The following is a 25,851-nucleotide window of genomic DNA, read 5'->3' on the forward strand; positions in this document are numbered from 1 at the left end:
TCGTTCAGGCGTTTTCACAATAGTGACCGATCGCTAAAGGCTGGGCGCTGGAGAACGGCGATCAGCGCGCGGTAAGATTTTGCCAACAGGGTATGCCGAATTGATGGAGCAGTTGTGCGGTTTCGCACACCGGCAGGCCGACGACCGCCGAATAACTGCCATTGAGCCCGGCTGCAAACACCGAGCCCAGGCCTTGGATAGCATAGCCGCCCGCCTTGTCCTGGGGTTCGCCACTGTGCCAGTAGGTTGTAGCCTCCTCGACAGAAATGTCGCGAAAACGTACACGACTGCTTACACAAATACACTCGCAGCGCTGGCCGTCGGTGAGGGCAATGGCGGTGAGCACCTCGTGCTCACGCCCCGACAAGGCCATCAACATCGCCAAGGCGTCGGCCTGGTCAACGGGCTTACCGAGGATCTGACCATCAACGATCACAGCCGTATCAGCCCCCAGCACACAGGCGCCAGACGTATTTGAGAGCACAGCAAAACCCGCCGCAGCCTTACCGCGCGCCAGGCGCTCGACGTAGGAAACGGCGGATTCATTTGTAAGAGGGGTTTCATCAATAGCGGCGCTGACCACGGTGAAGGGCACACCGATCTGGGTCAACAGTTCACGCCGCCTCGGAGAGCCCGAGGCCAGGTAAAGCGAATTCATTGCAGACTCTCCCTGTAGGGCTCGATAACCAGGCAGAGCCTCGCAATCCATTCAATTGATTTTGTAGCGACGACGCAACCCACGCAGACCGAAGCTGACCCATGGCCACAGCAACGCACTGACCAGGGCCGGCAGCACCAACGCAAGGGTGGGCTGGCGGTTACCGGTCAAGGCACTGAGCCACAGCTGAACCAGTTGTGCCAGGCCGAAGATCACCAGGATCACCAGGCACTGTTGCCACATCGGGAACATGCGCAAACGCTGCTGCAACGACAGCACCAGGAAAGTGATCAACGTCAGGATCAACGCGTTCTGGCCCAGCAAGGTGCCATAGAGCACATCTTCCGCCAAGCCCAGGAACATTGCCGTGACCATGCCGACTTTGTGCGGCAGGTTCAGCGCCCAGAACGCCAGCAGCAACGCCAGCCAGAGCGGGCGCAGGATTTCCATGAACTGTGGCAGCGGCGAAACGCTGAGCAACAGGCCGATGGCAAAGGTCAGCCAGACGATCCAACCGTTACGCGAATGAGTACCGGCCATTATTCTTCCCTCTGCCGCGTGGTGGTCGCAGCGGCCGCTGGAGGCTTGGCTGCAGGCGTGGCGGCCGGTGGCTTGATCGCCGCCGGTTTGGCCGGGCGAGCGTTGTGGGCGGCCGGCTTGACCGGCGTGGCCACAGGCGCGGCCGGGGCAGCGGCGGGTGCGGGCGGCCCCACGAATGCAGGCTTGGGCACCGTCGCAGGAACGATCGGCGCGATGCCGTTTCGCTTATCTTCTGCTTCCTGGGCCTGGGCGGCGTCGTTGGCGCGCTCTTCCGGGGTGCGGTTGTCGCTGAATACCAGCAGCAGGTAGCGGCTGCGGTTCAGGGCTGCAGTCGGCACGGCACGCACAATGGCAAATGGCTGGCCGGAATCGTGGATCACTTCCTTGACCGTCGCCACCGGGTAGCCGGCCGGGAAACGCTGACCGAGGCCGGAACTGACCAGCAGGTCGCCTTCCTTGATGTCGGCAGTGTCGGCCACATGACGCAACTCCAGGCGCTCGGGGTTGCCGGTACCGCTGGCAATCGCGCGCAGGCCGTTGCGGTTTACCTGCACCGGGATGCTGTGGGTAGTGTCCGTCAGCAACAACACCCGCGAGGTGTAAGGCATCAGCTCGACCACTTGGCCCATCAGGCCACGGGCGTCGAGCACCGGCTGGCCGAGGACCACACCGTCGCGCTCACCCTTGTTGATGATGATGCGATGGGTGAAGGGGTTGGGGTCCATGCCGATCAACTCGGCCACTTCGACCTTTTCATTGACCAGTGCGGAAGAATTGAGCAACTCGCGCAGCCGAACGTTCTGCTCGGTGAGGGCCGCCAGCTTCTGCATGCGCCCCTGCAACAGCAGGTTTTCGGTCTTGAGTTTTTCGTTCTCGGCGACGAGCTCGGTGCGGCTGCCGAACTGGCTGGCCACGCCCTGGAACAGACGTTGCGGCAGGTCGGTGATCCAGTAGGTCTGCATCAACACCAGCGACATCTGGCTGCGCACGGGTTTGAGCAGTGCAAAGCGGGCATCGACCACCATCAGCGCGACCGAAAGCACGACCAGCACCAACAGGCGCACGCCCAATGAGGGGCCTTTGGCGAAAAGCGGTTTAATAAGCCGCTCCTCCCAGGCAAATGTTCTCTTTATTCATACGGCATCTAACCGGCCTGGATGCAGATTGAAGAAGATAAACGCCAACAGGCAGCACTGCAAAGTGCTGCCTGCGGGCGAAACATGGGCTCATCAGCAAAGGCTTATTCGCTGGAAAGCAGGTCCATGGTGTGTTTATCCATCATTTCCAGTGCACGACCACCACCGCGAGCAACACAGGTCAGCGGGTCTTCGGCGACGATCACCGGCAGGCCGGTTTCCTGGGCCAGCAACTTGTCGAGGTCACGCAGCAAGGCGCCACCACCGGTCAGCACCAGGCCACGCTCGGCGATGTCGGAAGCCAGTTCCGGCGGCGATTGCTCCAGGGCACTCTTCACGGCCTGAACGATGGTCGCCAGGGACTCCTGCAGAGCCTCCAGCACTTCATTGGAGTTCAGGGTGAAGGCACGTGGCACGCCTTCGGCCAGGTTGCGACCGCGCACGTCGACTTCGCGTACTTCGCCGCCTGGATAGGCGGTGCCGATTTCCTGCTTGATGCGCTCTGCGGTGGATTCGCCGATCAGGCTGCCGTAGTTACGGCGCACATAAGTGATGATCGCTTCGTCGAAGCGGTCGCCGCCTACACGAACGGACTCGGCATACACCACACCGTTCAGGGAAATCAGGGCGATTTCAGTGGTACCACCACCGATATCCACCACCATCGAACCGCGCGCTTCTTCAACCGGCAGGCCGGCACCGATCGCAGCAGCCATTGGCTCTTCGATCAGGAACACTTCACGGGCACCGGCACCGAGGGCCGATTCACGGATGGCACGACGCTCAACCTGGGTGGACTTGCATGGAACACAGATCAGCACACGAGGGCTGGGCTGCAGGAAACTGTTTTCGTGAACCTTGTTGATGAAGTACTGCAGCATCTTCTCGCAGACACTGAAGTCGGCGATCACGCCGTCTTTCATCGGACGAATGGCAGCAATATTGCCTGGTGTACGGCCGAGCATGCGCTTGGCCTCGGTGCCGACGGCAACGACACTTTTCTGATTACCATGGGTCCGAATGGCCACAACCGATGGCTCATTCAGGACAATACCGCGCTCGCGCACGTAAATAAGGGTGTTGGCAGTGCCCAGGTCAATGGAAAGATCGCTGGAAAACATGCCACGCAGTTTCTTGAACATGGGAAAGGGACCCTAGGCAACGCGTGGGTAAAAAAGTGCGGCAAACTCTAACAACGACAGGGATTTTGGGCAAGGCGCCAATGTGCTAAATTGGCCGACTTTCTGTGCACCTAACCCCACAATCGCGGCCGTAAGACCGTAGAAATGCGGTAGTGTTCCGACAATCTAACACACGGACAGCCTCCGTTCTGTTTTCCACTGGAGATTCCCATGACGCTTGAACGCTCCGACGTGGAAAAAATCGCTCATTTGGCCTGCCTGGGCCTCAATGAAGTCGATCTTCCACAGACCACCGCCGCCCTGAACAGCATTCTCGGGCTGGTCGACCAAATGCAGGCCGTGAATACCGACGGCATCGAGCCCCTGGCTCACCCACTGGAAGCCAGCCAGCGCCTGCGCGCTGACGTCGTGACCGAGAGTAATAATCGCGAGGCCTACCAGTCCATCGCGCCAGCGGTCGAAAACGGCCTGTACCTGGTTCCGAAAGTCATCGACTAAAGGGAAAGAGCCTGCAATGCATCACATGACTCTGGCCGAGATCGCCCGCGGTCTCGCCGACAAAAAGTTTTCTTCCGAAGAGCTGACCAAGACCCTGCTGGCGCGTATCGCCGAGCACGACCCGAAGGTCAACAGCTTCATCAGCCTCACCGAAGAGCTGGCCTTGAGCCAGGCCAAGGCCGCCGACGCACGTCGCGCCAACGGTGAAAACGGCCCACTGCTGGGCGCGCCGATTGCCCACAAAGACCTGTTCTGCACCCAGGGCATTCGCACCAGCTGCGGCTCGAAGATGCTCGACAACTTTAAAGCCCCCTACGACGCCACCGTGGTGTCCAAGCTGGCTGCCGCCGGGGCCGTGACCCTGGGCAAGACCAACATGGACGAATTCGCCATGGGTTCGGCCAACGAGTCGAGCTACTACGGCGCGGTGAAAAACCCGTGGAACCTGGAGCACGTGCCCGGCGGTTCGTCCGGTGGTTCGGCAGCAGCCGTCGCCGCGCGCTTCCTGCCGGCCGCCACGGCCACCGACACCGGTGGTTCGATCCGCCAGCCTGCCGCGTTCACCAACCTCACCGGCCTGAAGCCGACCTACGGTCGCGTTTCCCGCTGGGGCATGATCGCCTACGCGTCCAGCCTCGATCAGGGCGGCCCCCTGGCTCGCACCGCCGAAGACTGCGCGATATTGTTACAAGGCATGGCCGGTTTCGATAAACAGGACTCCACCAGCATCGATGAGCCCGTGCCGGACTACAGCGCCAGCCTGAACACCTCGCTCAAGGGCCTGCGCATCGGCGTGCCGAAGGAATACTTCAGCGCCGGCCTCGACCCGCGCATCGCCGAGCTGGTGCACAACAGCGTCAAGACGCTGGAAGGCCTCGGCGCGGTGATCAAGGAGATCAGCCTGCCGAACAACCAGCACGCGATTCCTGCGTACTACGTGATCGCGCCGGCAGAGGCCTCCTCCAACCTGTCGCGTTTCGACGGCGTGCGCTTCGGCTACCGCTGCGAAAACCCGAAAGACCTCACCGACCTGTACAAACGTTCCCGTGGCGAAGGCTTCGGCGCCGAAGTGCAGCGCCGCATCATGGTCGGCGCCTACGCCCTGTCGGCCGGTTACTACGACGCGTACTACCTGAAGGCGCAGAAAATCCGTCGCCTGGTGAAGAACGACTTCATGGCCGCCTTTGAACACGTCGACGTGATCCTCGGCCCAACCACGCCGAACCCGGCCTGGAAACTCGGCGCCAAGAACGGCGACCCGGTGGCTGCGTACCTCGAAGACCTGTACACCATCACCGCCAACCTCGCGGGCCTGCCGGGCTTGTCCATGCCCGCCGGTTTCGTCGATGGCCTGCCGGTCGGTGTGCAATTGCTCGCCCCGTATTTCCAGGAAGGCCGCCTGCTCAATGTGGCGCACCAGTACCAGTTGAACACTGACTGGCACACTCGCACCCCTACCGGCTTCTGAGGAGAACACTATGCAATGGGAAGTCGTGATCGGGCTGGAGATTCATACCCAGCTCGCCACCCAATCGAAGATTTTCTCCGGTAGCGCCACCACGTTCGGCTCCGAGCCCAACACCCAGGCCAGCCTGGTCGACCTGGGCATGCCCGGCGTGCTGCCGGTGTTGAACCAGGAAGCGGTGCGCATGGCGGTGATGTTCGGCCTGGCGATTGACGCCGAAATCGGCCAGCACAACGTGTTCGCGCGCAAGAACTACTTCTACCCGGACCTGCCCAAGGGCTACCAGATCAGCCAGATGGAATTGCCGATCGTCGGCAAGGGCCACCTGGACATCCCGCTGGAAGACGGCACCATCAAGCGCGTCGGCGTGACCCGTGCGCACCTGGAAGAAGACGCCGGCAAGAGCCTGCACGAAGAATTCCCCGGCGCGACCGGTATCGACCTGAACCGTGCCGGTACGCCGCTGCTGGAAATCGTGTCCGAGCCGGACATGCGCAGCGCCAAGGAAGCCGTGGCCTACGTCAAGACCATCCACGCGTTGGTGCGCTACCTGGGCATCTGCGACGGCAACATGGCCGAAGGCTCGCTGCGTTGCGACTGCAACGTGTCGATCCGTCCAAAGGGCCAGGTTGAGTTTGGCACTCGCTGCGAGATCAAAAACGTCAACTCGTTCCGCTTCATCGAGAAAGCGATCAACAGCGAAGTGCGTCGCCAGATCGAGCTGATCGAAGACGGCGGCAAGGTCATCCAGCAAACCCGCCTGTACGACCCGAACAAAGACGAAACCCGCGCCATGCGCAGCAAAGAGGAAGCCAACGACTACCGTTACTTCCCCGATCCGGACCTGTTGCCGGTGGTGCTGGAGGACTCGTTCCTCAACGAGATCCGCGCCACCCTGCCGGAACTGCCGCAGCAGAAACGCGAGCGCTTCCAGGAACAGTTCGGCCTGTCGGTCTACGATGCGAGCGTCCTGGCGTCCAGCCGCGAGCAAGCCAACTACTTCGAAAAGGTCGTGAGCATTGCCGGTGACGCCAAGCTGGCGGCCAACTGGGTGATGGTTGAGCTGGGCAGCCTGTTGAACAAGCAAGGCCTGGAAATCGACGAGGCCCCGGTCAGCGCCGAGCAACTGGGCGGCATGCTGCTGCGCATCAAGGACAACACCATCTCCGGCAAAATCGCCAAGACCGTGTTCGAAGCCATGGCCGGCGGCGAAGGCAGCGCCGACGAGATCATCGAGAAGCGCGGCCTCAAGCAAGTCACCGACAGCGGCGCGATCTCGGCCGTGCTGGATGAAATGCTCGCGGCCAACGCCGAGCAGGTCGAACAATACCGTGCGGCAGACGAAGCCAAGCGCGGCAAGATGTTCGGCTTCTTTGTGGGCCAGGCGATGAAAGCCTCCAAAGGCAAGGCCAACCCGCAACAGGTGAACGAATTGCTGAAAAGCAAACTCGAAGGCTGACAGCGATGAAGAGACCGAGTGAGACCTCATGCTCAACTCGGCCTACTGTGGGAGGGGGCTTGCCCCCGATGAGGGTGTATCAGCCAGCAATTCTATTGACTGACGCGCCGCTATCGGGGCAAGCCCCCTCCCACATTCAATAGGGGGATAACCTGAAAATGAAGCGTCTACTCGGCCTCCTGGCCCTGTTCTCCCTGTTGGCCGGCTGCGCCAGCGGCCTCATCGACCCCAACGGCTACGACGAAACCGGCACCGCGTCCTACTACGGCGCCAAACACCACGGCAAAAAGACTGCCAGCGGTGAGCCCTTCAACCAGAACGCCCTGACCGCCGCCCACCGGCGCCTGCCCTTCGGCACGCAGGTCAAGGTTACCAATCTCGACAACGACCGATCCGTGGTTGTCCGCATCAATGATCGCGGCCCGCATACACGTGGGCGCTTGATCGATCTTTCACGCAAGGCCGCCCAACAGCTGGGTATGATCGGCAGCGGTACGGCGCGAGTTCGCGTGCAAGCCCTGAGCAATTGAAAACGGAGCCCTGGCCATTTTCGGATTAACCGCCCTCTCGCCCTGGAGCCTGCTGGAATTGGTCAGCGGCCTGGTGCTGCTGATCCTCGGTGCCGAAATCCTGGTGCGTGCCGCCGTGCGCCTGGCCGCCAGCCTCAAGGTGCGGCCACTGATCATCGGCCTGACCATCGTCGCCTTCGGCAGCAGCGCACCGCAAATGACCGTCAGCCTGCAAGCCACCCTGGCCGGCAATACCGATATCGCCGTGGGCAGCGTGATCGGCAGCAGCGTCTTCAACATCCTGGTGACCCTGGGCCTGTCGGCGCTGATTATTCCGCTGCGGGTCTCACGCCAGTTGGTGCGCCTGGACATCCCCGTGATGATCCTGGCCGGGCTGCTGGTGTTCACCCTGGCGGCCAACGAAGAACTCACGCCCATCGACGGCCTGGTGCTGCTTGTTGCCCTGCTCGCTTACCTCGGCGTATTGCACTACCAGACGCGCCACTCCCGCCGCCCGCGCACTCTGGACACGGTGGCCAGGGCACCCTGGCTGAGCAGCGTGCTGCTGATGATCGGTGGTTTTCTGATCCTGGTGCTGGCCGGGCATTTGCTGTTGGGCGCGGCGGTGGATGTGGCGAGCGACCTGGGCCTGTCGGAACGTGTGATCGGGCTGACCCTGATCGGTGTCGGCACCTCCCTGCCCTGCCTGGCGACGTCGCTGATCGCCGCCTTGCGCGGCGAACGGGACATTGCCGTGGGTAACGTGATCGGCAGCAACCTGTTCAACCTGCTCGGCGTGTTGGGCCTGACTGCCCTGCTCGCCCCGTCTCCGCTGTCGGTGTCGCCCAATGCCCTGGATTTCGACCTGCCGGTGATGCTCGGCGTGGTGGTGCTGTGCCTGCCGGTGTTCTACACCGGTTACCGCGTGACCCGCGCCGAAGGCCTGGTGCTGCTGGGCCTGTATCTGGCGTACGGGCTGCACGTGATGGCGTTCACCACGGGCATGCCCCTGGCCAACAAGCTTGAACAACTGATGCTGTATTACGTCCTGCCAGTGCTGGTGGCTTTCCTGTTGTTCAGCACACTGCAAGCCTGGCGCCGCCAACACAAGAGGGAACCGCAATGACCGATCAGAAGAAGCCCGGGGTACAAATGCGCCGCCAGGTCATGGGCGATGCGTTCGTCGACCGCGCCCTGGGCAATGCCACCGAGTTCAGCCAGCCGTTGCAGGATTTCGTCAACGAACATGCCTGGGGCAGCGTATGGAACCGCGAAGGGTTGCCGCTGAAGACCCGCAGCCTGATCACCCTCGCCGCCCTGACCGCGCTCAAGTGCCCGCAGGAATTGAAGGGCCACGTGCGCGGCGCACTGAACAACGGTTGTACCGTGGAAGAGATTCGCGAAGCGCTGCTGCATTGTGCGGTGTATGCCGGTGTGCCGGCGGCGATTGATGCGTTCCGTGCCGCCCAGGAAGTGATCGACGCGTATCAGACCGATCAGCAGTGACGGTCAGATAGCTATCGGGGGCAAGCCCCCTCCCACTTTGACTGTGCTCTCCCGTCCAATGTGGGAGGGGGCTTGCCCCCGATTGGCCCTCACAGGCACCCGAGCGTTCAGATCCAACCACCCGCCTGCAACACAAAGATCCCGATATTCGTGGTCACCGCCGCCATCAAGGTGGTGATCACGATAATCGCTGCCGCCAGTTCATGGTTACCCTCCGCCGCCCTGGCCATCACAAAGCTCGCCGCGGCGGTCGGTGCGCCGAAGTACAGGAACAGAATCCCCAACTCCGGCCCGCGAAAGCCCAGCAGCCAGGCGCCCAGGGTGGCGACCACCGGCAGCCAGACCATCTTCATCAGGCTTGCGCTCAATGCCATGTTGCCGCTCTTGCGCAACGCCGCCAGTGACAAGGTGCCGCCGATGCAGATCAATGCCAGCGGCAAGGTAGTGTCCGCCAGGTACTGCATGGATTTTTCCAGCCAACCGGGCAGGCCGATCTGGAAATAGGCGAACGGCGCCGCCGCGATCACGCTGATGATCAACGGATTGGCCAGTACACTCTTGCAGATGCTCCACGGGTCGGACTTGATCACCGGGCTGTACACCGCCAGCACGATGGTCGACAGCGTGTTGTAGAACAGGATCACCAGCGCTGCGAGGATCGCGCCGAGGGAGATGCCGTAGTCACCGTACATGCTGGCGGCCAGCGCCAGGCCAATCACGCCGTTATTACCGCGAAACGCCCCCTGGGTGTAGATGCCCCGGTCTTCACGCGGGCAACGAAAGATCGCCCAGCCCCAGGCCAGGGCAAAGCTGAGCAAGGTGGCGACGGCAAAATAGATCAGCAAGCCCGGCTTGAGTGCCGAATGCAGGTCGGCATGCAGGATGCCGAGGAACAGCAGCGCCGGCATGGTGACGTTGAACACCAGGGACGAGGCCGTGTGGATGAAGTTGTCGTTGATCCAGTTGATGCGCTTGAGCAGCACACCGAGGAACAGCATGGCAAACACCGGCGCGGTGATGGTGAGGGTGGAGAGGAAAATTGCCAGCATGCCGGGGAGAACCTTGGTGAGCGTCGTTAGGTGGCTAATGATAAGCCAGTGTAGGCCGCTTCGTCTGGTCTACCGCTATCGGGGCAAGCCCCCTCCCACCTCTGACGGTGCTCACCGTTCAAAATGTGGGAGGGGGCTTGCCCCCGATGCAGGCGACTCGGTCTCAGGTAATGGGCGCCGGGTTGAACAAGGTGATGTCGTTATGCAGCTTGTGGTGTTCCGCCCATGTCTGCTTCTTGCCGCTGGCCACATCCAGGTAGAAGTGAAACAGCTCCCAGCCCAGCTCCTCGATAGTCGCACGCCCGGTGGCAATGCGCCCGGCGTCGATATCGATCAGGTCCGGCCAGCGCTGCGCCAGCTCAGTACGCGTCGACACCTTCACCACCGGCGCCATCGCCAGGCCGTACGGCGTGCCACGCCCGGTGGTGAATACGTGCAGGTTCATCCCCGCCGCCAGTTGCAAGGTGCCACACACAAAGTCACTGGCCGGCGTTGCGCAAAAGATCAGGCCCTTGCCCTTGAAACGCTCACCCGGACCAAGCACACCGTTGATCGCGCTGCTGCCGGACTTGACGATGGAACCCAGGGACTTCTCGACGATGTTCGACAACCCGCCCTTCTTGTTGCCCGGCGTGGTGTTGGCACTGCGATCCGCCTCGCCCTTGGCCAGGTAACGGTCGTACCAATCCATTTCCCGGACCAGCTCCTGGGCAACTTCCTTCGTCTCTGCACGCGAAGTCAGCAAGTAGATGGCATCCCGTACTTCAGTGACCTCGGAAAACATCACCGTCGCCCCGGCCCGCAGCAGCAAGTCCGAGGCATAGCCCAGCGCCGGGTTGGCGGTGATGCCAGAGAACGCATCACTGCCGCCGCACTGCATGCCCAGGATCAGCTCGGACGCCGGCACCGTTTCGCGACGGCGCTGGTCAAGCTTCTTCAAGCGCACCTCCGCCAGCTCCATGATCTGCTCGATCATCTCGGTAAACCCGTGGCTGGAGTCCTGCAGGCGATACAGCCAGGGCTCACTCAGGTCCACCGAGCTGTCGTTGTCGTGCATCACCTGCCCGGCCTGCAATTTCTCGCAGCCCAGGCTGATCACCAGGGCCTCGCCCCCCAGGTTCGGGTTGCGCGCCAGATTGCGCACGGTGCGGATCGGGATGTAGGCGTCCGTCGCGGTAATCGCCACGCCACAGCCGTAGCTGTGGGTCAGCGCCACCACGTCATCGACATGCGGGTACCTGGGCAGCAATTCATCCTTGATGCGCTTGACCGCATGGTCCAGCACGCCCGTGACGCACTGCACCGTGGTGGTGATGCCGAGAATATTGCGCGTACCCACGGTGCCGTCGGCGTTACGATACCCCTCGAAGGTAAAGCCCTCCAGTGGCGCCTGGGTTTCAGGCACCTCGGTGGACAGCGGCAAGCTGTCCAGCGGCGGCGCGGTGGGCATGCGCAGTTGATCTTCCTGCACCCAGCTGCCGCGTGGAATCGGCGCCAGCGCATAACCGATGGTCTGGCCGTAGCGAATGATCTGGCCACCTTCGGGGATATCTTCCAGGGTCACTTTGTGGCTCTGGGGGATGAAATCCACGGTCACCAGGCCGTCCGGGAACTCGGTCCCGGCCGGGACGCCCTGGTCATTGACCACGATCACCACGTTGTCGCGCTCGTGCAAACGAATCGAGCGCGGCGAGTCGGCATGTTCAATCAACTGCATTACATCGCCCCTCAGGAATGCGCTTCGGTTAGGTGGCTCAACTCAGGCCCCTTGGTGGGCGGCTCTTTGAGTACTACACGCTTGATCGGCCCAACGATGACCAGATAGCTGAACACCGCTACCAGTGCGTTGGCGCCGACGAACACCAGGGCCCATTTGAACGAACCGGTGGTGCTGATGATGTAGCCGATGACAATCGGCGTGGTGATCGACGCGAGGTTACCGAAGGTGTTGAACAAGCCGCCACTGAGGCCGGCGATTTGTTTCGGCGAGGTGTCGGACACCACCGCCCAACCCAGTGCGCCAACGCCCTTGCCGAAGAAGGCCAAGGCCATGAAGCCGACCACCATCCATTCGATATCCACGTAGTTGCACGCCACGATGCTGCTGGAGATCAGCAGGCCACCAATGATTGGCGCCTTGCGCGCGAAGGTCAGGGAATGGCCCTTGCGCAGCAGGTAATCGGAAATTACCCCACCGAGCACGCCACCGATAAACCCGCAGATTGCCGGCAACGAGGCGATGAAACCGGCCTTGAGGATGGTCATGCCCCGGTCCTGCACCAGGTACACCGGGAACCAGGTGAGGAAGAAATAGGTGATGCCGTTGATGCAGTACTGGCCCAGGTAGACGCCGAGCATCATGCGGTTGGTCAGCAACTGGCGGATGTAATCCCACTTCGGCCCGTCGGTTTTCTTGCCCTTGCCTTTGTCCTGGTCCATATCGACCATGGCGCCGTTGGCCGCGATATGGTTGAACTCGGCTTCGTTGATCATCGGGTGCTGGCGCGGGCTGTGGATCACTTTCAGCCAGATCAGCGAGAAAATGATGCCGATCACGCCCATCACGATAAACACGTGCTGCCAGCCGAAGCGGTAGACAATCCAGCCCATCAGCGGCGCAAACAGCACGGTGGCAAAGTATTGCGCCGAGTTGAAAATCGCCGATGCCGTACCGCGCTCGGCGGTAGGGAACCAGGCGGCCACAATCCGAGCGTTGCCGGGAAAGGACGGCGCTTCGGCCAGGCCCACCATGAAGCGCAGCATGAACAGCGCAACCACGGCGGTGGAGACCCCGAATTCACCGACATAGCCTTGCAGCACGGTGAACAGGGACCAGGTGAAGATGCTCAGGGCATAGACTTTTTTCGAGCCGAACCGGTCCAGCAGCCAGCCACCGGGGATTTGCCCGGCTACGTAGGCCCAACCGAATGCAGAGAAGATATAACCGAGGGTGACCGCGTCGATGCCGAGGTCTTTTTGCAGGCTGGAACCCGCGATGGCGATGGTGGCCCGGTCGGCGTAGTTGATCGTGGTCACCAGGAACAGCATGAGCAGGATCAAATAGCGGACGTGGGTCGGCTTGGTCGCTTGCATGTAGAAGTACTCCCACTAATTATTTTTTTTGCGGGTAATGGTTTTCTGTTTTTAGTGTGGGAGCCGGCAGGCATCCGGCTCCCACAAGGTGATGCGTCTTACGAACCGATGTAACTGGTCTTCACCACGGTGTAGAACTCTTGCGCATAGCGACCTTGCTCACGCGAACCATAGGATGAGCCCTTACGGCCACCGAAAGGAACGTGGTAATCCACACCGGCAGTCGGCAGGTTGACCATCACCATCCCGGCCTGGGAATGGCGCTTGAAGTGGTTGGCGTATTTGAGCGAGGTGGTGGCAATGCCCGCCGACAGCCCGAACTCGGTGTCGTTGGCCATGGCCAGCGCCGCTTCGTAGTCCGCCACGCGCACCACGTTGGCCACCGGGCCGAAGATCTCTTCACGGCTGATGCGCATCGCAGCTTCGCTGTCGGCAAACAGCGTCGGTGCCAGGTAGTAGCCTTCGGTGTCGCAGGTCACCAGGCCGCCACCGCTCACCAGCCGTGCACCTTCGCTCTGGCCGATGTCGATGTACTTGAGGTCCTGGTCCAACTGGGCCTGGGACACCACCGGGCCGATGTCCGTGCCGCTCTTGAGTGCATGGCCGACCTTGATCGACTTCATGCGCTCCGCCATGGCCGCGACGAACTGGTCGTGGATGCCGGCGGTCACGATCAGGCGGCTGGAAGCGGTGCAACGCTGGCCGGTGGAGTAGAACGCGCTCTGTACCGACAGCTCGACGGCCTGCCTGAGGTCGGCGTCGTCGAGGATGATCTGCGGATTTTTGCCGCCCATCTCCAACTGCACTTTGGCCTGGCGCGAGACGCAACTGACGGCGATCTGGCGCCCAACCCCCACAGAACCGGTGAAACTGATGCCATCGACCTTCGGGCTGTTGACCAGCACATCGCCCACCACGCGACCGCTGCCCATCACCAGGTTGAATACACCGGCGGGGAAACCGGCACGGGAAATGATTTCGGCCAGGGCCCAGGCACAGCCCGGCACCAACTCGGCGGGCTTGATCACCACGCAGTTACCGTAGGCCAGGGCCGGGGCGATCTTCCACGCGGGGATGGCGATCGGGAAGTTCCACGGCGTGATCAGGCCGACCACCCCCAGGGCTTCACGGGTGACTTCAACGTTGACGCCTGGGCGTACCGACGGCACGTAGTCGCCGGACAGGCGCAGGCATTCGCCGGCGAAGAATTTGAAGATGTTGCCGGCGCGGGTCACTTCGCCGATGGCTTCGGGCAGGGTCTTGCCCTCTTCACGGGCCAGCAGGGTGCCGAGCTCTTCGCGGCGGGCGAGGATCTCGCTGCCGACTTTATCCAAGGCATCGTGACGCGCCTGGATCCCGGACGTAGACCAGGCTGGGAATGCGGCACGGGCGGCATCAATGGCAGTGTTGACCTGAGCGACATCCGCCTTGGCATATTCGCCAATGACATCGGACAACTCCGACGGGTTGAGGTTGACGCAATAGTCGGCACCGGCCACCCACTGGCCATTGATGTAGTTATCGAAACGTTGGGCTTGGGACACAAATCTTCTCCTGACGCAAAAGGCCGCTGATTACTCAGCGGCCTTGTAGATAGGTTATTGCGCGCCTTGCTTGTCGATCAGCGCGGCCAGGGCTTCGTATTCTTCCGGCAGCAAGTCGGTCAGCGGCGTGCGCACCGGGCCTGCGTCGTAGCCGGCGATTTTTGCACCTGCCTTAACGATGCTTACCGCGTAACCGGCCTTGCGGTTACGGATATCCAGGTACGGCAGGAAGAAGTCGTCGATGATCCTGGCGACGGTGGCGTGATCGTCCTTGGCAATCGCGTGGTAGAAATCCATCGCGGTTTTCGGGATGAAGTTGAACACCGCCGAGGAGTACACCGGCACGCCCAGGGCCTTGTAGGCAGCGGCGTAAACCTCTGCCGTCGGCAGGCCGCCGAGGTAGCTGAAACGGTCACCCAGGCGACGGCGGATCGACACCATCAACTCGATGTCACCCAGGCCATCCTTGTAGCCGATCAGGTTCGGGCAGCGCTCGGCCAGGCGTTCCAGCAGCGGCGCAGTCAGGCGGCACACGTTGCGGTTGTAGACCACCACGCCGATCTTGACCGACTTGCACACCGCTTCAACGTGGGCGGCAACGCCGTCCTGGCTGGCTTCGGTGAGGTAGTGCGGCAGCAGCAGCAGGCCCTTGGCACCGAGGCGTTCGGCTTCCTGAGCGTACTCGATGGCCTGGCGGGTCGAACCGCCGACGCCGGCGAGGATCGGCACGCTGGTGGCGCAGGTATCAACGGCGGTTTTCACCACCTGGGAATATTCGCTGGCGGCGAGGGAGAAAAACTCACCGGTGCCGCCGGCAGCGAACAAGGCAGTGGCGCCGTAAGGGGCGAGCCATTCCAGGCGCTTGATGTAGCCCGCCTGGTGGAAGTCACCCTGGGCGTTGAAATCGGTCACCGGGAAAGACAGCAGACCGTGGGAGAGGATGGACTTCAGTTCTTGTGGATTCATTATTCGAACACCCTGGGCGAAGACTTTCTATCGAAAGGTTGTTGTTGGTTTTGGTGATGTCGTACGTCATCGTACAACTATAAAAAGATTCGTCAACTGCAATTGATCAGACTTCATTCAACGAGGGGTTGAAGAGCGCCGTCTTGACGTAGGAAGTTTTTCCTCTATGCTCGCAACAACTGTATATGTATACAGTAATTACGGAAGATTCCTACGACATAGCAAGGAGCTAACATGTCAGGTCTTGATCTCGCAGTATCCGAAAAGAAACCACCTGTCCTGCGTTTCGAAGGGGGTGAACACACCGCCATCGGCGACGACACCTTGCTGCGCTTCGCCAAGGACGCCCCGGCAATTCCCGCCCGCCAAGTCGAGTTGCACCTGCCCAACGGGCTGGCGTTGACTTACGGCCAGGTCATTGCCTTGGGCGGCGACTTTTATGGCATCCCCGGCCAACCCATCAGCGATGGCACCTCCCCGGCCGAACGCGTGCAACGCTTTACCGCTGCTTTCAACACGCTCGCCGTGCTGCCCGCTTCACGGGAAGAAGCGCACAAGATCCTCGCGGTGATGCAAAAGGAGATCAACGCGGTCAAACAGGCGATCAAGGATGGCAAGCAAGCCCATGAAGCCTACGACGCCTTGGGTGATACCTTGTCTGAAGAATGGAACCGCATCACCGGCGGTGGCAGTGCGGTGTCGGCGCTGATTCCACTGGGGCGCTATTTGAAGTTGGCGGCGGACAATGCCGATCACTTCGGCGAATGGGCGCTGTCCGCGTACCTGGCAGGGCATACGGCGGCGTTGCAACAAGCCGTCGTGGCCCACCAGACCGGAACCGACCAGGCGCTGGAACTGGCCTATGCAATGAACAGTTTTGCCGATCATTTTTTGACCGATCTGTTCTCCGCAGGCCACTTGCGTGTACCGCGCAAACAATTGGCAGCGGTGGTGACACCCGGTGAACTTGGTTCGCTGATCAGCCGCTTCATGCACGATGAAGACAGCAAATTCGGGCTGAAAGTGCGCAATGCCCTGGGCGATCAATGGCACGCGTACGGGGATAAACGCTACTTCGATGATATCGATGCGGACAACCGGCTGCAGGTCAAACGTGCGGTGCAAGCCTCAGCCGATGAGATCTTCGAGACGTTTATCAGTGGTGCCGCACCCTCCCCGGCCAACTTCAAGGCACCGCTGTATGTGCCCGACCTGAATGCGGCACAGAACCCGGCGAACAACTTTTCGCCGCTGTTCAAGATGGAGGGAGACAAGGTGCTGCGCCGCAAGGATGTGAATGACTTGAACGACAAGCACTGGACGAATGATTGGTGGGGGTGGAGTACGTATTTGTTGCTTAAGGACTATAAGCCCAACACGCCAGCTTGATCACCGCCGCCTGTCGCAACTGTGATTTCTGACAGTTACGCCCAAGTCGGCAAAAACTCATAAATAGCCTCAAGAGCCCCAGGGTGGATTCTTGGGGCTTTTTAATGCAACCCGCTTGCTCGTGCATTTAACGTTTTTATCTCCCTCACGCCATGAGGTTCATATGCGTATCTACTGCCATATCCGATCAACATCCTCAGGTCGCGCCAACAAACCCAATTATTTCGAGCTGGAAAGGGAGGCTCAGGTAGGCGATTTTGTCTATTTCAAGCTGGCGGACTTGTGGGTGGTTATAACAGCCAAATACATTTTCATGGCTGAGGGGGGCGGAGACAGCATTATCGTGCTCGATGCCCTGGCCACTGTTCCGCCAACGACCATTCGCCCACCGGCGGCTTGATCAACCTGCCCGTTCTGCCTCTTCATGGGCATGGCGCAGCCGTTCGCGACTGTTGGTCAGGTGCAAGCGCATCGCCGCCCGCGCCGCATCCGAATCCTGGCGGGCAATCGCCTCATAGATCTCTTCGTGTTCGCGGCTCAAACGGCTCATGTAGTGCTGCTGGTCATCATGGGCCAGGCGCGCCGAATTCAGGCGGGTACGTGGAATGATGCTGGTGCCCAGGTGCGTCATGATGTCGGTGAAGTAGCGGTTGCCGGTGGACAGCGCAATTTCCAGGTGGAAGGCAAAGTCGGAGGCCACCGCGTCGCCTGCGTGGGCCGCGCTTTCATTCAGGGCATCAAGCGCCGCGCGCATGGCGGCCAATTGTTCATCGCTGCGGCGCAAAGCGGCCAGGCCAGCGGATTCCACTTCCAGGCTGATCCGCAATTCCAGAATTGCCAGCACATCACGCAATGTCACCACAGTGGCCGGGTCGATGCGAAAGCCGCTCGGGCTCGGCGTGTCCAGCACAAAGGTGCCGATACCATGACGGGTTTCCACCTGCCCCGCCGCCTGCAGACGTGAGATAGCCTCCCGCACCACCGTGCGGCTGACCCCATGGGCCTCCATGATCGCCGACTCGGTGGGCAACTTGTCACCCCGCTTGAGCTGGCCATCGCGGATCTGCTCGGACAACACCGTGACCAATTCCTGGGCAAGGCTGCGGCGCTTGCGGGGAAGACGAGGGGCGGTGTTGGCGTTTTCCATGATGAATCATCTTTCTCGGTGAACTTGAGCACGCATCATAGCCCATGGTGGTTGTACGATCACCGTCCGGGCGCGACTTTCATCCACATCCTTCACGCAAAAAAATGCCCCGACACAGGTCGAGGCATTTTTTCGACAAACCCCGAGGGGAACGCCGTTTATTTCACCACTTTCAGGCTCGGCCGGCCGCTGGGACGCGGTGGCTCGGAATCCGGTGGCGGTTGATCATCGCCCTGTTCGCTTTCGATCGATTCGTCGTCCTCGAAAGGCGACTCCAGATCGAACACCATGCCTTGACCATTCTCCCGGGCATAGATGCCGAGGATGGCGCCAATCGGCACGTACAGCGTATGCGGCACGCCGCCGAAACGCCCTTCGAAGCTGACCGCTTCGTTGTCCATGTGCAGGTGGCGCACGGCACTGGGTGATACGTTCAGCACAATCTGCCCGTCGCTGGCAAAACCCTGCGGTACCTGAACCGCAGGAAATTCGGAATTGACCAGCATGTGCGGGGTGCAATCGTTGTCCACAATCCACTCATAGAGCGCGCGGACCAGGTAGGGTCGACTGGAGTTCATCAGCGGCTCCTTAAGCCTTAGCGCATATCGCGTTCGACACCAGACAGACTCGCCTGGAAAGCCTCACGCGCAAACTGGCGCTCCATGTAATCAAGCAGCGGCTTGGCTGGCCGCGGCAGTTCAATACCAAGAATCGGCAAACGCCAGAGTATCGGTAATAGGCAGCAATCCACCAAACTTTGTTCCTCACTGAGGAAAAAAGGCTTATCGGCGAACAGCGGCGAAACGCCGGTCAGGCTTTCGCGCAATTCCTTACGCGCCTGTACACGTGCCGCCTCTTTGCTGCGGGTATCCAGAATCAAATCCACCAGCCCGCACCAGTCACGCTGGATCCGGTGGATCAGCAGGCGGCTGTTGGCACGCGCCACCGGGTACACCGGCAGCAAGGGTGGATGCGGGTAACGCTCATCCAGGTATTCCATCACGACGGTCGACTCCCACAACGCCAGGTCACGATCGACCAGGGTGGGCAAGCTGCCGTAGGGGTTCACTTCGATCAGTTTGGGTGGATGACGACCTGCTTCCACACTGATGATCTCGGCGCTGACACCCTTCTCTGCGAGCACGATGCGTACTCGGTGGGAATAGTGGTCGGCGGGGTCGGAGTAACAGGCCAACCGGTTGGTCACGCCCATGGCGGTCCTCCTCGCTTGTTGAAATTATCGAAAGCTCAAAAACGAGCGCGCCCAGAGAGCATCTCTGTAACGCCTGGAACAACCAGACCGCTACGTATTCAGAGATGCCGCTGGGCGCGCAAGATTAACAGCAATTGCTTACGGTTGGATCAATGCACATCCTTCCAGTATTCGCGTTTGAGCAGATAGGCGAATACGAAGAAGAACGCCAGGTACAGCAACACATAGGTACCGATGCGCTGATGCTGCAGTTTGACCGGGTTGGCCGAGTAGGCCAGGAAGGTCACAAGGTTCTTGACCTTCTCGTCGAACTGCTCGTCTGTCAACGAACCTGGGGTTTCTATCTTCAGTTGATCGCACGCTTCATGGGTCAAAGGTGTGCCGGTCAACGGATCGTATTGCTTCTTGCCGTCTTCAACGACCTGAATCTGCTTGCATCCTACCACTTGCTTGCCTTGCAGGCCGACCAGAACGTTAGGCATGCCGACGTTCGGGAACACACGGTTGTTCACGCCATAAGGACGCGCCGGGTCTTCGTAGAAGGATTTCAGGTAGCCGTAGAGCCAGTCGGTGCCGCGTACACGTGCCACCAGGGTCAGGTCGGGCGGTGCCGCGCCGAACCAGGTCTTGGCGTCGGCGGGCTTCATGCCGATGGTCATGTGGTCGCCGATCTTGGCGCCGGTGAACACCAGTTTCTCCAGCATCATTTCATGGGGGATACCGAGGTCATCGGCCACCCGCTCGTAACGCTGGAACTTGGCGCTGTGGCAGCCCATGCAGTAGTTGGCGAACGTACGCGCGCCGTCTTGCATGGCGGCCTTGTCAGACACGTCGATATCGACTTTTTCCAGCGCCGGGCCACCGTGCTCGGCGGCGAAGGACAGGAGCGGCAGCGCCGCAAGCATCAAAGCAACGAATAACTTTTTCATCAGCCAGTCACCCTTTCCGGAACCGGTTTGGTCTTCTCGAGCCGGGTGTAGAACGGCATCAGAATGAAGTAGGCGAAGTACAGGAAGGTGCAGACCTGCGACAGCAACGTACGCTCAGGGGTTGGCGCCAATACGCCGAGAACACCCAGGATGACGAAGGCAATGCAGAACACCCACAGCCAGATCTTGCTCAGCCAGCCCTTGTAGCGCATGGACTTGACCGGGCTACGGTCGAGCCAAGGCAACACGAACAGCACCGCGATGGCCGCGCCCATGGCGATCACGCCCATGAGTTTGTCGGGGATCGCGCGCAAGATCGCGTAGAACGGCGTGAAGTACCAGACCGGAGCAATGTGCTCGGGCGTCTTGAAGGCGTTGGCCTGTTCGAAGTTAGGCTTCTCCAGGAAATAACCGCCCATCTCCGGGAAAAAGAACACGATCGAGCAGAACACGAACAGGAACACCACCACACCGACAATGTCTTTCACGGTGTAGTAAGGGTGGAACGGAATGCCATCCAGCGGCACGCCGTTTTCGTCCTTGTGCTTCTTGATGTCCACGCCATCCGGGTTGTTGGAGCCGACCTCGTGCAACGCCAGGATGTGCAGCACCACCAGGCCCAGGATCACGATCGGCAGGGCCACAACGTGCAGGGCGAAGAAGCGGTTCAGGGTAATGCCGGAGATCAGGTAATCGCCCCGGATCCACTGGGTCAGGTCGTTGCCGATCACCGGGATCGCACCGAACAGCGAGATGATTACCTGGGCGCCCCAATACGACATCTGACCCCACGGCAACAGGTAACCCATGAAGGCTTCGGCCATCAACGCGAGGTAGATCAGCATGCCGAACACCCATACCAGCTCACGCGGCTTCTGGTACGAGCCGTAGAGCAGGCCACGGAACATGTGCAGGTAGACGACGATAAAGAATGCCGACGCGCCGGTGGAGTGCAGCAGACGCAGGATCGAGCCGTACTCGACGTCACGCATGATGTACTCGACCGAGGCGAACGCCTCTTCCGCCGACGGCGTGTAGCTCATCGTCAGCCACACACCGGTGACGATCTGGTTGACCAGCACCAGCAGGGCCAGGGAGCCGAAGAAATAGAAGAAGTTGAAGTTTTTCGGCGCGTAATATTTGCTGAGGTGGTCTTCCCACATTTTAGTGGCGGGGAAGCGCGCATCCACCCAATCCATGAACTTGCTCATCACGCGTTCTCCTTATCGAGGCCAATGACAATGAGGTCGTCAGTTTCGTAGGTGTGCGGAGGAACCGGCAGGTTCAGGGGAGCAGGCTGGGATTTGTAGACGCGGCCAGCGAGGTCGTAGTGGGAGCCGTGGCAGGGGCAGAAATAACCGCCGACCCAATCCTTGCCCAGGTCGACAGGGGCCACTTCCGGGCGGAAGGTTGGCGAACAACCCAGGTGGGTACACAGACCGACCAGCAGCAGGATCTCTGGCTTGATCGAACGCACTTCGTTTTTGGCGTAGGCGGGCTGGTCGGACTTCTCGGATTTGGGGTCAGACAACTGGCCTTCGATCTTCTTGAGATTCCCCAGGATTTCCTCGGTACGACGAACAATGAACACCGGCTGGCCGCGCCACTCAGCAATCATCTGCTGACCTGGCTCGATCTTGCTGATATTCACCTTCACCGGTGCACCTGCGGCTTTCGCCTTGGCACTGGGAAACCATGACCCCACGAACGGGACCGCAGCCCCCACCGCTCCTGCAGCACCCACCACGGATGTGGCTGCTACCAAGAAGCGACGCCGGCCTGCATTCACGCCGTCATTGCTCATTCAGTCCTCTCCCATCAGCTTTTTGGCCTGTTAAATCAGGCGTCTACTAAGTGTTGAATCTTTACTTATAAAAATTTTGCCGAATGGTAATGAAAAGCCCCACGTCTGACAAGGGAATTGCCCGGGGCTCCGCCTCCAGGCCTTGTAGTATAGGGGGTCTACGGATGTGGCAAGTTGTCACGGCGATTTTTCTGCATAAATCGCAGGCAATAAAAAACGCCCAGCTCCGTGAGGAGGCTGGGCGTTTTTGTGGAACGTAAAGCGGATTAACGCTTCGAGTACTGCGGACGCTTACGCGCTTTACGCAGACCGACTTTCTTACGTTCAACTTCACGAGCATCGCGAGTCACGAAGCCAGCTTTGCGCAGGGCGCCACGCAGGGTTTCGTCGTACTGCATCAGAGCGCGAGTGATACCGTGGCGGATTGCGCCAGCTTGACCACTTACACCGCCACCGATAACGGTGACGTAGATGTCGAACTTTTCAACGGTCTCGGTCAGTTCCAGCGGCTGACGAACTACCATGCGGGCAGTTTCGCGGCCGAAGAAGTTGTCCAGGGAGCGGTTGTTGATCGAGATGTTACCAGTACCCGGACGCAGGAAAACGCGAGCGGTTGCGGTTTTGCGACGGCCAGTGCCGTAATTTTGAGTCGCCGACATAATGAACTATTCCGTTAAAACTTCAGTTCTTGGGGCTGCTGAGCAGCATGAGGGTGTACAGCGCCCGCATAGACTTTCAGCTTGCGAAACATATCGCGACCCAGTGGGCCCTTAGGCAGCATGCCTTTGACCGCGATTTCGATCGGGGCTTCAGGCTTCTTGGCAATCAGGCCTTCGAAGTTGGAAGACTTGATACCGCCTGGGAAACCGGAGTGACGGTAGTACATTTTGTCGCTTGCTTTGTTGCCGGTTACACGAACCTGCTCAGCGTTGATGATCACGATGTAGTCACCGGTGTCAACGTGAGGGGTGTACTCAGGCTTGTGCTTGCCACGCAGACGGCTGGCGACTTCAGTGGCCAGACGACCCAGGGTCTGACCAGCGGCGTCGACGACAAACCAGTCGCGCTGAACTGTTTCCGGTTTTGCAGTAAAAGTTGTCATTCTTTAATAGCCTCAGGGGCCGCCCTGTAAATTAGACGGCGGATCTTACTGAATAGTGCGTACTTTGACAAGTCAAAGGCAGCCGGATACAGACGCTATCGGGGGCTCGGGTCGGCGCGTCCGTTCAACGGCAAGATTCTTCGGCAGGCGGCGCATCACTTCCACTGCAGAAAGAGGTGGGCAATTATGCAGATTGCGAAAAAAAATTCAACCTGCTTTTATGATTGTTTTCCCTGAAGGAGTACCCGATGGATTATCGACAGCTGGGCCGTACGGATCTGAACGTGAGCGCGATAGCCCTGGGCACCATGACCTGGGGCGAGCAGAACAGCGAGGCAGAGGCCTTCGCGCAGATCGAGCGGGCCAAGGGCGCGGGGATCAACTTCCTCGACACCGCTGAAATGTACCCGGTGCCGCCCAAGGCCGACACCTATGCCACCACCGAACGCTACATCGGTAATTACTTCAAGAGCCGTGGCGACCGTGCCGACTGGATCCTCGCCAGCAAGATCGCTGGCCCCGGCAACACCATCGATTACATCCGCGATGGTCACCTGCGCCACAACCGCAAGCACATCGTCGAAGCCCTGGACGCCAGCCTCAAGCGCCTGCAGACCGACTGGATCGACCTCTACCAACTGCACTGGCCGGAACGCAGTACCAACTTCTTCGGCCAACTGAGCTACAAGCACAAGGACGAAGACAACCTCACCCCGCTGGAAGAAACCCTCGAAGCGCTGGATGAGCAGGTGAAGGCCGGCAAGATCCGCCACATCGGCCTGTCCAACGAAACGCCGTGGGGCACCATGAAGTTCCTCGCCCTGGCCGAAGCCCGTGGCTGGCCGCGTGCGGTGTCGATCCAGAACCCCTACAACCTGCTCAACCGCAGCTTTGAAGTGGGCCTGGCGGAAGTCGCGATTCGCGAGCAATGCGGCCTGCTGGCGTATTCGCCCCTGGCGTTCGGCATGCTCAGCGGCAAATATGAGAATGGCGCCCGCCCAGCGAAAGCGCGACTGACGGAATACAGCCGCTTCAGCCGTTACTTCAACCCGCAGTCGGAAGCGGCATGCAGCCGCTACGTTGCACTGGCGCGGGAGCATGGGCTGGACCCGGCGCAGATGGCGCTGGCGTTTGTGACGCAGCAACCGTTCGTGACCAGCAACATCATTGGCGCGACAAGCCTGGAGCAACTGGACAGCAACATTGCCAGTGCGGATCTGAAACTGTCGAAAGAGGTATTGGAAGGGATTGAGGCGATTCAGAAGGATCACCCGAACCCAGCGCCTTGATTGATCTTAAGACCGCTATCGGGGGCAAGCCCCCTCCCACATTTTGATCTGTGAATACATTCAAGTGTGGGAGGGGGCTTGCCCCCGATTTGGCCATCAGCAGAACCGCCCAATCAAAGCGCCCGCGCAATGATCTCCTTCATGATCTCATTGGTCCCCGCATAAATCCGCTGCACCCGCGCATCCGCCCAGGCCCGGGCAATCGGGTATTCCCACATGAAGCCGTAGCCTCCGTGCAACTGCACGCACTCATCGAGCACCTTGCATTGCAGGTCGGTAGCCCAGTACTTGGCCATCGCCGCCGTGGGCACATCCAGCTTGCCTTCCAGGTGCAACGCCATGCACTTGTCGACAAACACACGGCCAATCTGAATCTCGGTCGCCATCTCCGCCAGCTTGAAGCGGGTGTTCTGGAAATCGGCAATCGCCTTACCGAACGCCTGGCGTTCACGGGTGTACGCCAGGGTCCACTCCAACGCCGCCTCGGCTGACGACAAAGCGCCAATCGCCACGGTCAACCGTTCCTGAGGCAGCTCCTGCATCAGATAGGCGAAGCCCATGCCGGCCTGGCCGAGCAGGTTTTCCTTGGGCACCCGCACATCCTGGAAGAACAGCTCCGAGGTGTCCTGGGCCTTCATGCCCACCTTCTCCAGGCGCTTGCCCTTGTCGAAGCCTGGCGTGTCGGCTTCCACCAGGAACAGGCTGGTGCCCTTGGCGCCGGCCTTGGGATCGGTCTTGGCGACCACGATGACCAACTCGGCCAGGTAGCCATTGGTAATGAAGGTCTTGGAGCCGTTGATCACGTATTCATCGCCGTCCAGCACCGCCGTGGTCTTCACGCCTTGCAAGTCGGAACCGGCGCCCGGCTCGGTCATGGCAATCGCCGTGACCAGCTCGCCGGAGATCAACTTGGGCAGGTATTTGTGTTTCAGCGCTTCACTGCCGTAATGCAGGATATAAGGCGCCACAATGTCCGAATGCAGGGAAAAGCCGATGCCGGTCAGGCCCAGCCGGCTGATCTCTTCGATCACCACCGCGCTGTATAAAAAGTCCGCGCCCAGCCCGCCATATTCTTCCGGCAGGTGAGAGCAGAGCATGCCCGCCTCCCCCGCCCTGCTCCACAAATTGCGGTCGATGTAGCCCTGTTTCTCCCATTGCCCATGGAACGGCGCGGCGTCCTTTTCGAGGAAGGTGCGCACGCTCTCGCGGAAGAGTTCGTGTTCCGGGCTGAACAAGGTTCTGGGAATCATGGGTCACCTGCATGGATTGTCGGACAAGAGCGAGCCCACAGAGACTATGCCGCGAAGGCAGCACGGGACACTGGACACATGCGACAAAAAATAAGACGATCCAGCCGTCTGGTGACCACTTTCCCCTATAAGAATAAATGAAATTATGTCTAACCAAATCTCC

The 25,851-nt window shown here is 60.3% G+C and carries 27 protein-coding genes; 9 read left to right on the plus strand and 18 right to left on the minus strand.

Features of this window, described 5'->3' with window-relative positions; translation table 11 throughout:
• Positions 1-61: 61 nt before the first annotated feature.
• The 4 genes from BM026_RS15045 to mreB all read right to left on the minus strand — a co-directional run bounded on the left by BM026_RS15045 (position 62) and on the right by mreB (position 3,476).
• On the minus strand, positions 62-658 hold the full coding sequence (locus BM026_RS15045) for a Maf family protein (RefSeq protein ID WP_071491140.1): 597 nt from the start codon (positions 656-658) through the stop codon (positions 62-64).
• Between the two features lie 51 nt (positions 659-709).
• On the minus strand, positions 710-1,198 hold the full coding sequence (gene mreD, locus BM026_RS15050) for a rod shape-determining protein MreD (protein WP_071491139.1): 489 nt from the start codon (positions 1,196-1,198) through the stop codon (positions 710-712).
• On the minus strand, positions 1,198-2,298 hold the full coding sequence (gene mreC / locus BM026_RS15055) for a rod shape-determining protein MreC (protein ID WP_093529191.1): 1,101 nt from the start codon (positions 2,296-2,298) through the stop codon (positions 1,198-1,200). The genes mreD and mreC overlap by 1 nt, the downstream gene beginning before the upstream one ends.
• A gap of 140 nt (positions 2,299-2,438) precedes the next feature.
• Complete coding sequence (gene mreB, locus BM026_RS15060; protein WP_002555108.1) at positions 2,439-3,476, minus strand: rod shape-determining protein MreB; 1,038 nt, start codon at positions 3,474-3,476, stop codon at positions 2,439-2,441.
• 210 nt (positions 3,477-3,686) lie between these two features.
• On the opposite strand from mreB, the gene gatC reads away from it, so the two are divergent.
• From gatC to BM026_RS15090, 6 genes are all read left to right on the plus strand, one after another.
• The gene (gene gatC / locus BM026_RS15065) at positions 3,687-3,974 is read left to right on the plus strand and encodes an Asp-tRNA(Asn)/Glu-tRNA(Gln) amidotransferase subunit GatC (protein ID WP_071491137.1); all 288 of its coding nucleotides are present in this window, start codon (positions 3,687-3,689) and stop codon (positions 3,972-3,974) included.
• A 16-nt stretch (positions 3,975-3,990) separates the two neighbouring features.
• Positions 3,991-5,442, plus strand: coding sequence for an Asp-tRNA(Asn)/Glu-tRNA(Gln) amidotransferase subunit GatA (gene gatA, locus BM026_RS15070; protein WP_071491136.1), 1,452 nt, complete (start codon positions 3,991-3,993; stop codon positions 5,440-5,442).
• A gap of 10 nt (positions 5,443-5,452) precedes the next feature.
• Positions 5,453-6,898, plus strand: a complete 1,446-nt coding sequence (gatB, locus tag BM026_RS15075; protein WP_092240726.1) for an Asp-tRNA(Asn)/Glu-tRNA(Gln) amidotransferase subunit GatB — start codon at positions 5,453-5,455, stop codon at positions 6,896-6,898.
• Between the two features lie 158 nt (positions 6,899-7,056).
• Positions 7,057-7,428, plus strand: coding sequence for a septal ring lytic transglycosylase RlpA family protein (locus tag BM026_RS15080; RefSeq protein ID WP_071491134.1), 372 nt, complete (start codon positions 7,057-7,059; stop codon positions 7,426-7,428).
• Between the two features lie 58 nt (positions 7,429-7,486).
• A complete protein-coding gene (locus tag BM026_RS15085; RefSeq protein WP_093529194.1) occupies positions 7,487-8,533 on the plus strand; it encodes a calcium/sodium antiporter in 1,047 nt (348 codons plus the stop codon).
• Positions 8,530-8,913 carry a carboxymuconolactone decarboxylase family protein gene (locus BM026_RS15090; RefSeq protein ID WP_092240723.1) on the plus strand — a complete coding sequence of 128 codons (384 nt, stop codon included), beginning with the start codon at positions 8,530-8,532 and terminating at the stop codon, positions 8,911-8,913. The genes BM026_RS15085 and BM026_RS15090 overlap by 4 nt, the downstream gene beginning before the upstream one ends.
• Before the next feature lie 107 nt (positions 8,914-9,020).
• Here the strand turns inward: BM026_RS15090 and BM026_RS15095 are convergent, their stop codons facing one another.
• The 5 genes from BM026_RS15095 to kdgD form a co-directional block, all read right to left on the minus strand.
• Entirely contained in the window at positions 9,021-9,962 is a 942-nt protein-coding gene (locus BM026_RS15095; RefSeq protein WP_092240722.1) for an AEC family transporter, read from the minus strand.
• A 163-nt stretch (positions 9,963-10,125) separates the two neighbouring features.
• Positions 10,126-11,679: a galactarate dehydratase gene (garD, locus tag BM026_RS15100; protein ID WP_093119852.1), complete on the minus strand. Its 1,554-nt coding sequence runs from the start codon at positions 11,677-11,679 to the stop codon at positions 10,126-10,128.
• An 11-nt stretch (positions 11,680-11,690) separates the two neighbouring features.
• The gene (locus BM026_RS15105; protein WP_093529197.1) at positions 11,691-13,055 is read right to left on the minus strand and encodes an MFS transporter; all 1,365 of its coding nucleotides are present in this window, start codon (positions 13,053-13,055) and stop codon (positions 11,691-11,693) included.
• A 98-nt stretch (positions 13,056-13,153) separates the two neighbouring features.
• The gene (locus BM026_RS15110) at positions 13,154-14,599 is read right to left on the minus strand and encodes an aldehyde dehydrogenase family protein (RefSeq protein WP_093529200.1); all 1,446 of its coding nucleotides are present in this window, start codon (positions 14,597-14,599) and stop codon (positions 13,154-13,156) included.
• A 54-nt stretch (positions 14,600-14,653) separates the two neighbouring features.
• Positions 14,654-15,565 (minus strand): 5-dehydro-4-deoxyglucarate dehydratase, encoded by a 912-nt coding sequence (gene kdgD / locus BM026_RS15115; RefSeq protein WP_092240718.1) that lies wholly within the window; start codon positions 15,563-15,565, stop codon positions 14,654-14,656.
• Between the two features lie 234 nt (positions 15,566-15,799).
• Between kdgD and BM026_RS15120 the strand changes: the two genes are divergently transcribed.
• Positions 15,800-16,954, plus strand: a complete 1,155-nt coding sequence (locus BM026_RS15120; protein WP_093512493.1) for a phospholipase — start codon at positions 15,800-15,802, stop codon at positions 16,952-16,954.
• A 163-nt stretch (positions 16,955-17,117) separates the two neighbouring features.
• Positions 17,118-17,354: a hypothetical protein gene (locus BM026_RS15125; protein WP_093119861.1), complete on the plus strand. Its 237-nt coding sequence runs from the start codon at positions 17,118-17,120 to the stop codon at positions 17,352-17,354.
• On the opposite strand, the gene BM026_RS15130 is transcribed toward BM026_RS15125, so the two are convergent.
• From BM026_RS15130 to rplM, 8 genes are all read right to left on the minus strand, one after another.
• Positions 17,355-18,101, minus strand: a complete 747-nt coding sequence (locus tag BM026_RS15130; RefSeq protein ID WP_093119864.1) for a FadR/GntR family transcriptional regulator — start codon at positions 18,099-18,101, stop codon at positions 17,355-17,357.
• Positions 18,102-18,259: 158 nt separating this feature from the next.
• Entirely contained in the window at positions 18,260-18,679 is a 420-nt protein-coding gene (locus BM026_RS15135) for a ClpXP protease specificity-enhancing factor (RefSeq protein WP_071491124.1), read from the minus strand.
• Between the two features lie 17 nt (positions 18,680-18,696).
• Entirely contained in the window at positions 18,697-19,314 is a 618-nt protein-coding gene (locus tag BM026_RS15140) for a glutathione S-transferase N-terminal domain-containing protein (RefSeq protein WP_049710008.1), read from the minus strand.
• Between the two features lie 149 nt (positions 19,315-19,463).
• Positions 19,464-20,243 (minus strand): cytochrome c1, encoded by a 780-nt coding sequence (locus tag BM026_RS15145; RefSeq protein ID WP_071491123.1) that lies wholly within the window; start codon positions 20,241-20,243, stop codon positions 19,464-19,466.
• Entirely contained in the window at positions 20,243-21,454 is a 1,212-nt protein-coding gene (locus BM026_RS15150; RefSeq protein ID WP_016971568.1) for a cytochrome b, read from the minus strand. Before BM026_RS15150 ends, BM026_RS15145 begins: the two co-directional genes overlap by 1 nt.
• On the minus strand, positions 21,454-22,047 hold the full coding sequence (gene petA / locus BM026_RS15155; protein ID WP_016976232.1) for a ubiquinol-cytochrome c reductase iron-sulfur subunit: 594 nt from the start codon (positions 22,045-22,047) through the stop codon (positions 21,454-21,456). Before petA ends, BM026_RS15150 begins: the two co-directional genes overlap by 1 nt.
• Before the next feature lie 266 nt (positions 22,048-22,313).
• Positions 22,314-22,706, minus strand: coding sequence for a 30S ribosomal protein S9 (gene rpsI / locus BM026_RS15160; RefSeq protein ID WP_002555064.1), 393 nt, complete (start codon positions 22,704-22,706; stop codon positions 22,314-22,316).
• Positions 22,707-22,720: 14 nt separating this feature from the next.
• Positions 22,721-23,149 (minus strand): 50S ribosomal protein L13, encoded by a 429-nt coding sequence (gene rplM, locus BM026_RS15165; protein WP_003188508.1) that lies wholly within the window; start codon positions 23,147-23,149, stop codon positions 22,721-22,723.
• Positions 23,150-23,397: 248 nt separating this feature from the next.
• On the opposite strand from rplM, the gene BM026_RS15170 reads away from it, so the two are divergent.
• Entirely contained in the window at positions 23,398-24,438 is a 1,041-nt protein-coding gene (locus BM026_RS15170) for an NADP(H)-dependent aldo-keto reductase (protein WP_058423021.1), read from the plus strand.
• A 113-nt stretch (positions 24,439-24,551) separates the two neighbouring features.
• Here the strand turns inward: BM026_RS15170 and BM026_RS15175 are convergent, their stop codons facing one another.
• Positions 24,552-25,688, minus strand: coding sequence for an acyl-CoA dehydrogenase family protein (locus BM026_RS15175; protein ID WP_093512495.1), 1,137 nt, complete (start codon positions 25,686-25,688; stop codon positions 24,552-24,554).
• Between the last annotated feature and the right edge of the window lie 163 nt (positions 25,689-25,851).

The sequence above is a fragment of the Pseudomonas sp. NFPP24 genome (assembly GCF_900112095.1).
GTDB lineage: Bacteria > Pseudomonadota > Gammaproteobacteria > Pseudomonadales > Pseudomonadaceae > Aquipseudomonas > Aquipseudomonas extremorientalis.

Excerpts from the sequence above, each read along its gene's own strand:
- BM026_RS15045 (WP_071491140.1), bottom strand. The coding sequence starts at position 658 with ATGAATTCGCTTTACCTGGCCTCGGGCTCTCCGAGGCGGCGTGAACTG.
- mreD (WP_071491139.1), bottom strand. The coding sequence starts at position 1,198 with ATGGCCGGTACTCATTCGCGTAACGGTTGGATCGTCTGGCTGACCTTT.
- mreB (WP_002555108.1), bottom strand. The coding sequence starts at position 3,476 with ATGTTCAAGAAACTGCGTGGCATGTTTTCCAGCGATCTTTCCATTGAC.
- gatC (WP_071491137.1), top strand. The coding sequence starts at position 3,687 with ATGACGCTTGAACGCTCCGACGTGGAAAAAATCGCTCATTTGGCCTGC.
- gatA (WP_071491136.1), top strand. The coding sequence starts at position 3,991 with ATGCATCACATGACTCTGGCCGAGATCGCCCGCGGTCTCGCCGACAAA.
- gatB (WP_092240726.1), top strand. The coding sequence starts at position 5,453 with ATGCAATGGGAAGTCGTGATCGGGCTGGAGATTCATACCCAGCTCGCC.
- BM026_RS15080 (WP_071491134.1), top strand. The coding sequence starts at position 7,057 with ATGAAGCGTCTACTCGGCCTCCTGGCCCTGTTCTCCCTGTTGGCCGGC.
- BM026_RS15090 (WP_092240723.1), top strand. The coding sequence starts at position 8,530 with ATGACCGATCAGAAGAAGCCCGGGGTACAAATGCGCCGCCAGGTCATG.
- BM026_RS15095 (WP_092240722.1), bottom strand. The coding sequence starts at position 9,962 with ATGCTGGCAATTTTCCTCTCCACCCTCACCATCACCGCGCCGGTGTTT.
- garD (WP_093119852.1), bottom strand. The coding sequence starts at position 11,679 with ATGCAGTTGATTGAACATGCCGACTCGCCGCGCTCGATTCGTTTGCAC.
- BM026_RS15105 (WP_093529197.1), bottom strand. The coding sequence starts at position 13,055 with ATGCAAGCGACCAAGCCGACCCACGTCCGCTATTTGATCCTGCTCATG.
- kdgD (WP_092240718.1), bottom strand. The coding sequence starts at position 15,565 with ATGAATCCACAAGAACTGAAGTCCATCCTCTCCCACGGTCTGCTGTCT.
- BM026_RS15120 (WP_093512493.1), top strand. The coding sequence starts at position 15,800 with ATGTCAGGTCTTGATCTCGCAGTATCCGAAAAGAAACCACCTGTCCTG.
- BM026_RS15125 (WP_093119861.1), top strand. The coding sequence starts at position 17,118 with ATGCGTATCTACTGCCATATCCGATCAACATCCTCAGGTCGCGCCAAC.
- BM026_RS15130 (WP_093119864.1), bottom strand. The coding sequence starts at position 18,101 with ATGGAAAACGCCAACACCGCCCCTCGTCTTCCCCGCAAGCGCCGCAGC.
- BM026_RS15135 (WP_071491124.1), bottom strand. The coding sequence starts at position 18,679 with ATGAACTCCAGTCGACCCTACCTGGTCCGCGCGCTCTATGAGTGGATT.
- BM026_RS15140 (WP_049710008.1), bottom strand. The coding sequence starts at position 19,314 with ATGGGCGTGACCAACCGGTTGGCCTGTTACTCCGACCCCGCCGACCAC.
- BM026_RS15145 (WP_071491123.1), bottom strand. The coding sequence starts at position 20,243 with ATGAAAAAGTTATTCGTTGCTTTGATGCTTGCGGCGCTGCCGCTCCTG.
- BM026_RS15150 (WP_016971568.1), bottom strand. The coding sequence starts at position 21,454 with ATGAGCAAGTTCATGGATTGGGTGGATGCGCGCTTCCCCGCCACTAAA.
- petA (WP_016976232.1), bottom strand. The coding sequence starts at position 22,047 with ATGAGCAATGACGGCGTGAATGCAGGCCGGCGTCGCTTCTTGGTAGCA.
- rpsI (WP_002555064.1), bottom strand. The coding sequence starts at position 22,706 with ATGTCGGCGACTCAAAATTACGGCACTGGCCGTCGCAAAACCGCAACC.
- rplM (WP_003188508.1), bottom strand. The coding sequence starts at position 23,149 with ATGACAACTTTTACTGCAAAACCGGAAACAGTTCAGCGCGACTGGTTT.
- BM026_RS15170 (WP_058423021.1), top strand. The coding sequence starts at position 23,398 with ATGGATTATCGACAGCTGGGCCGTACGGATCTGAACGTGAGCGCGATA.
- BM026_RS15175 (WP_093512495.1), bottom strand. The coding sequence starts at position 25,688 with ATGATTCCCAGAACCTTGTTCAGCCCGGAACACGAACTCTTCCGCGAG.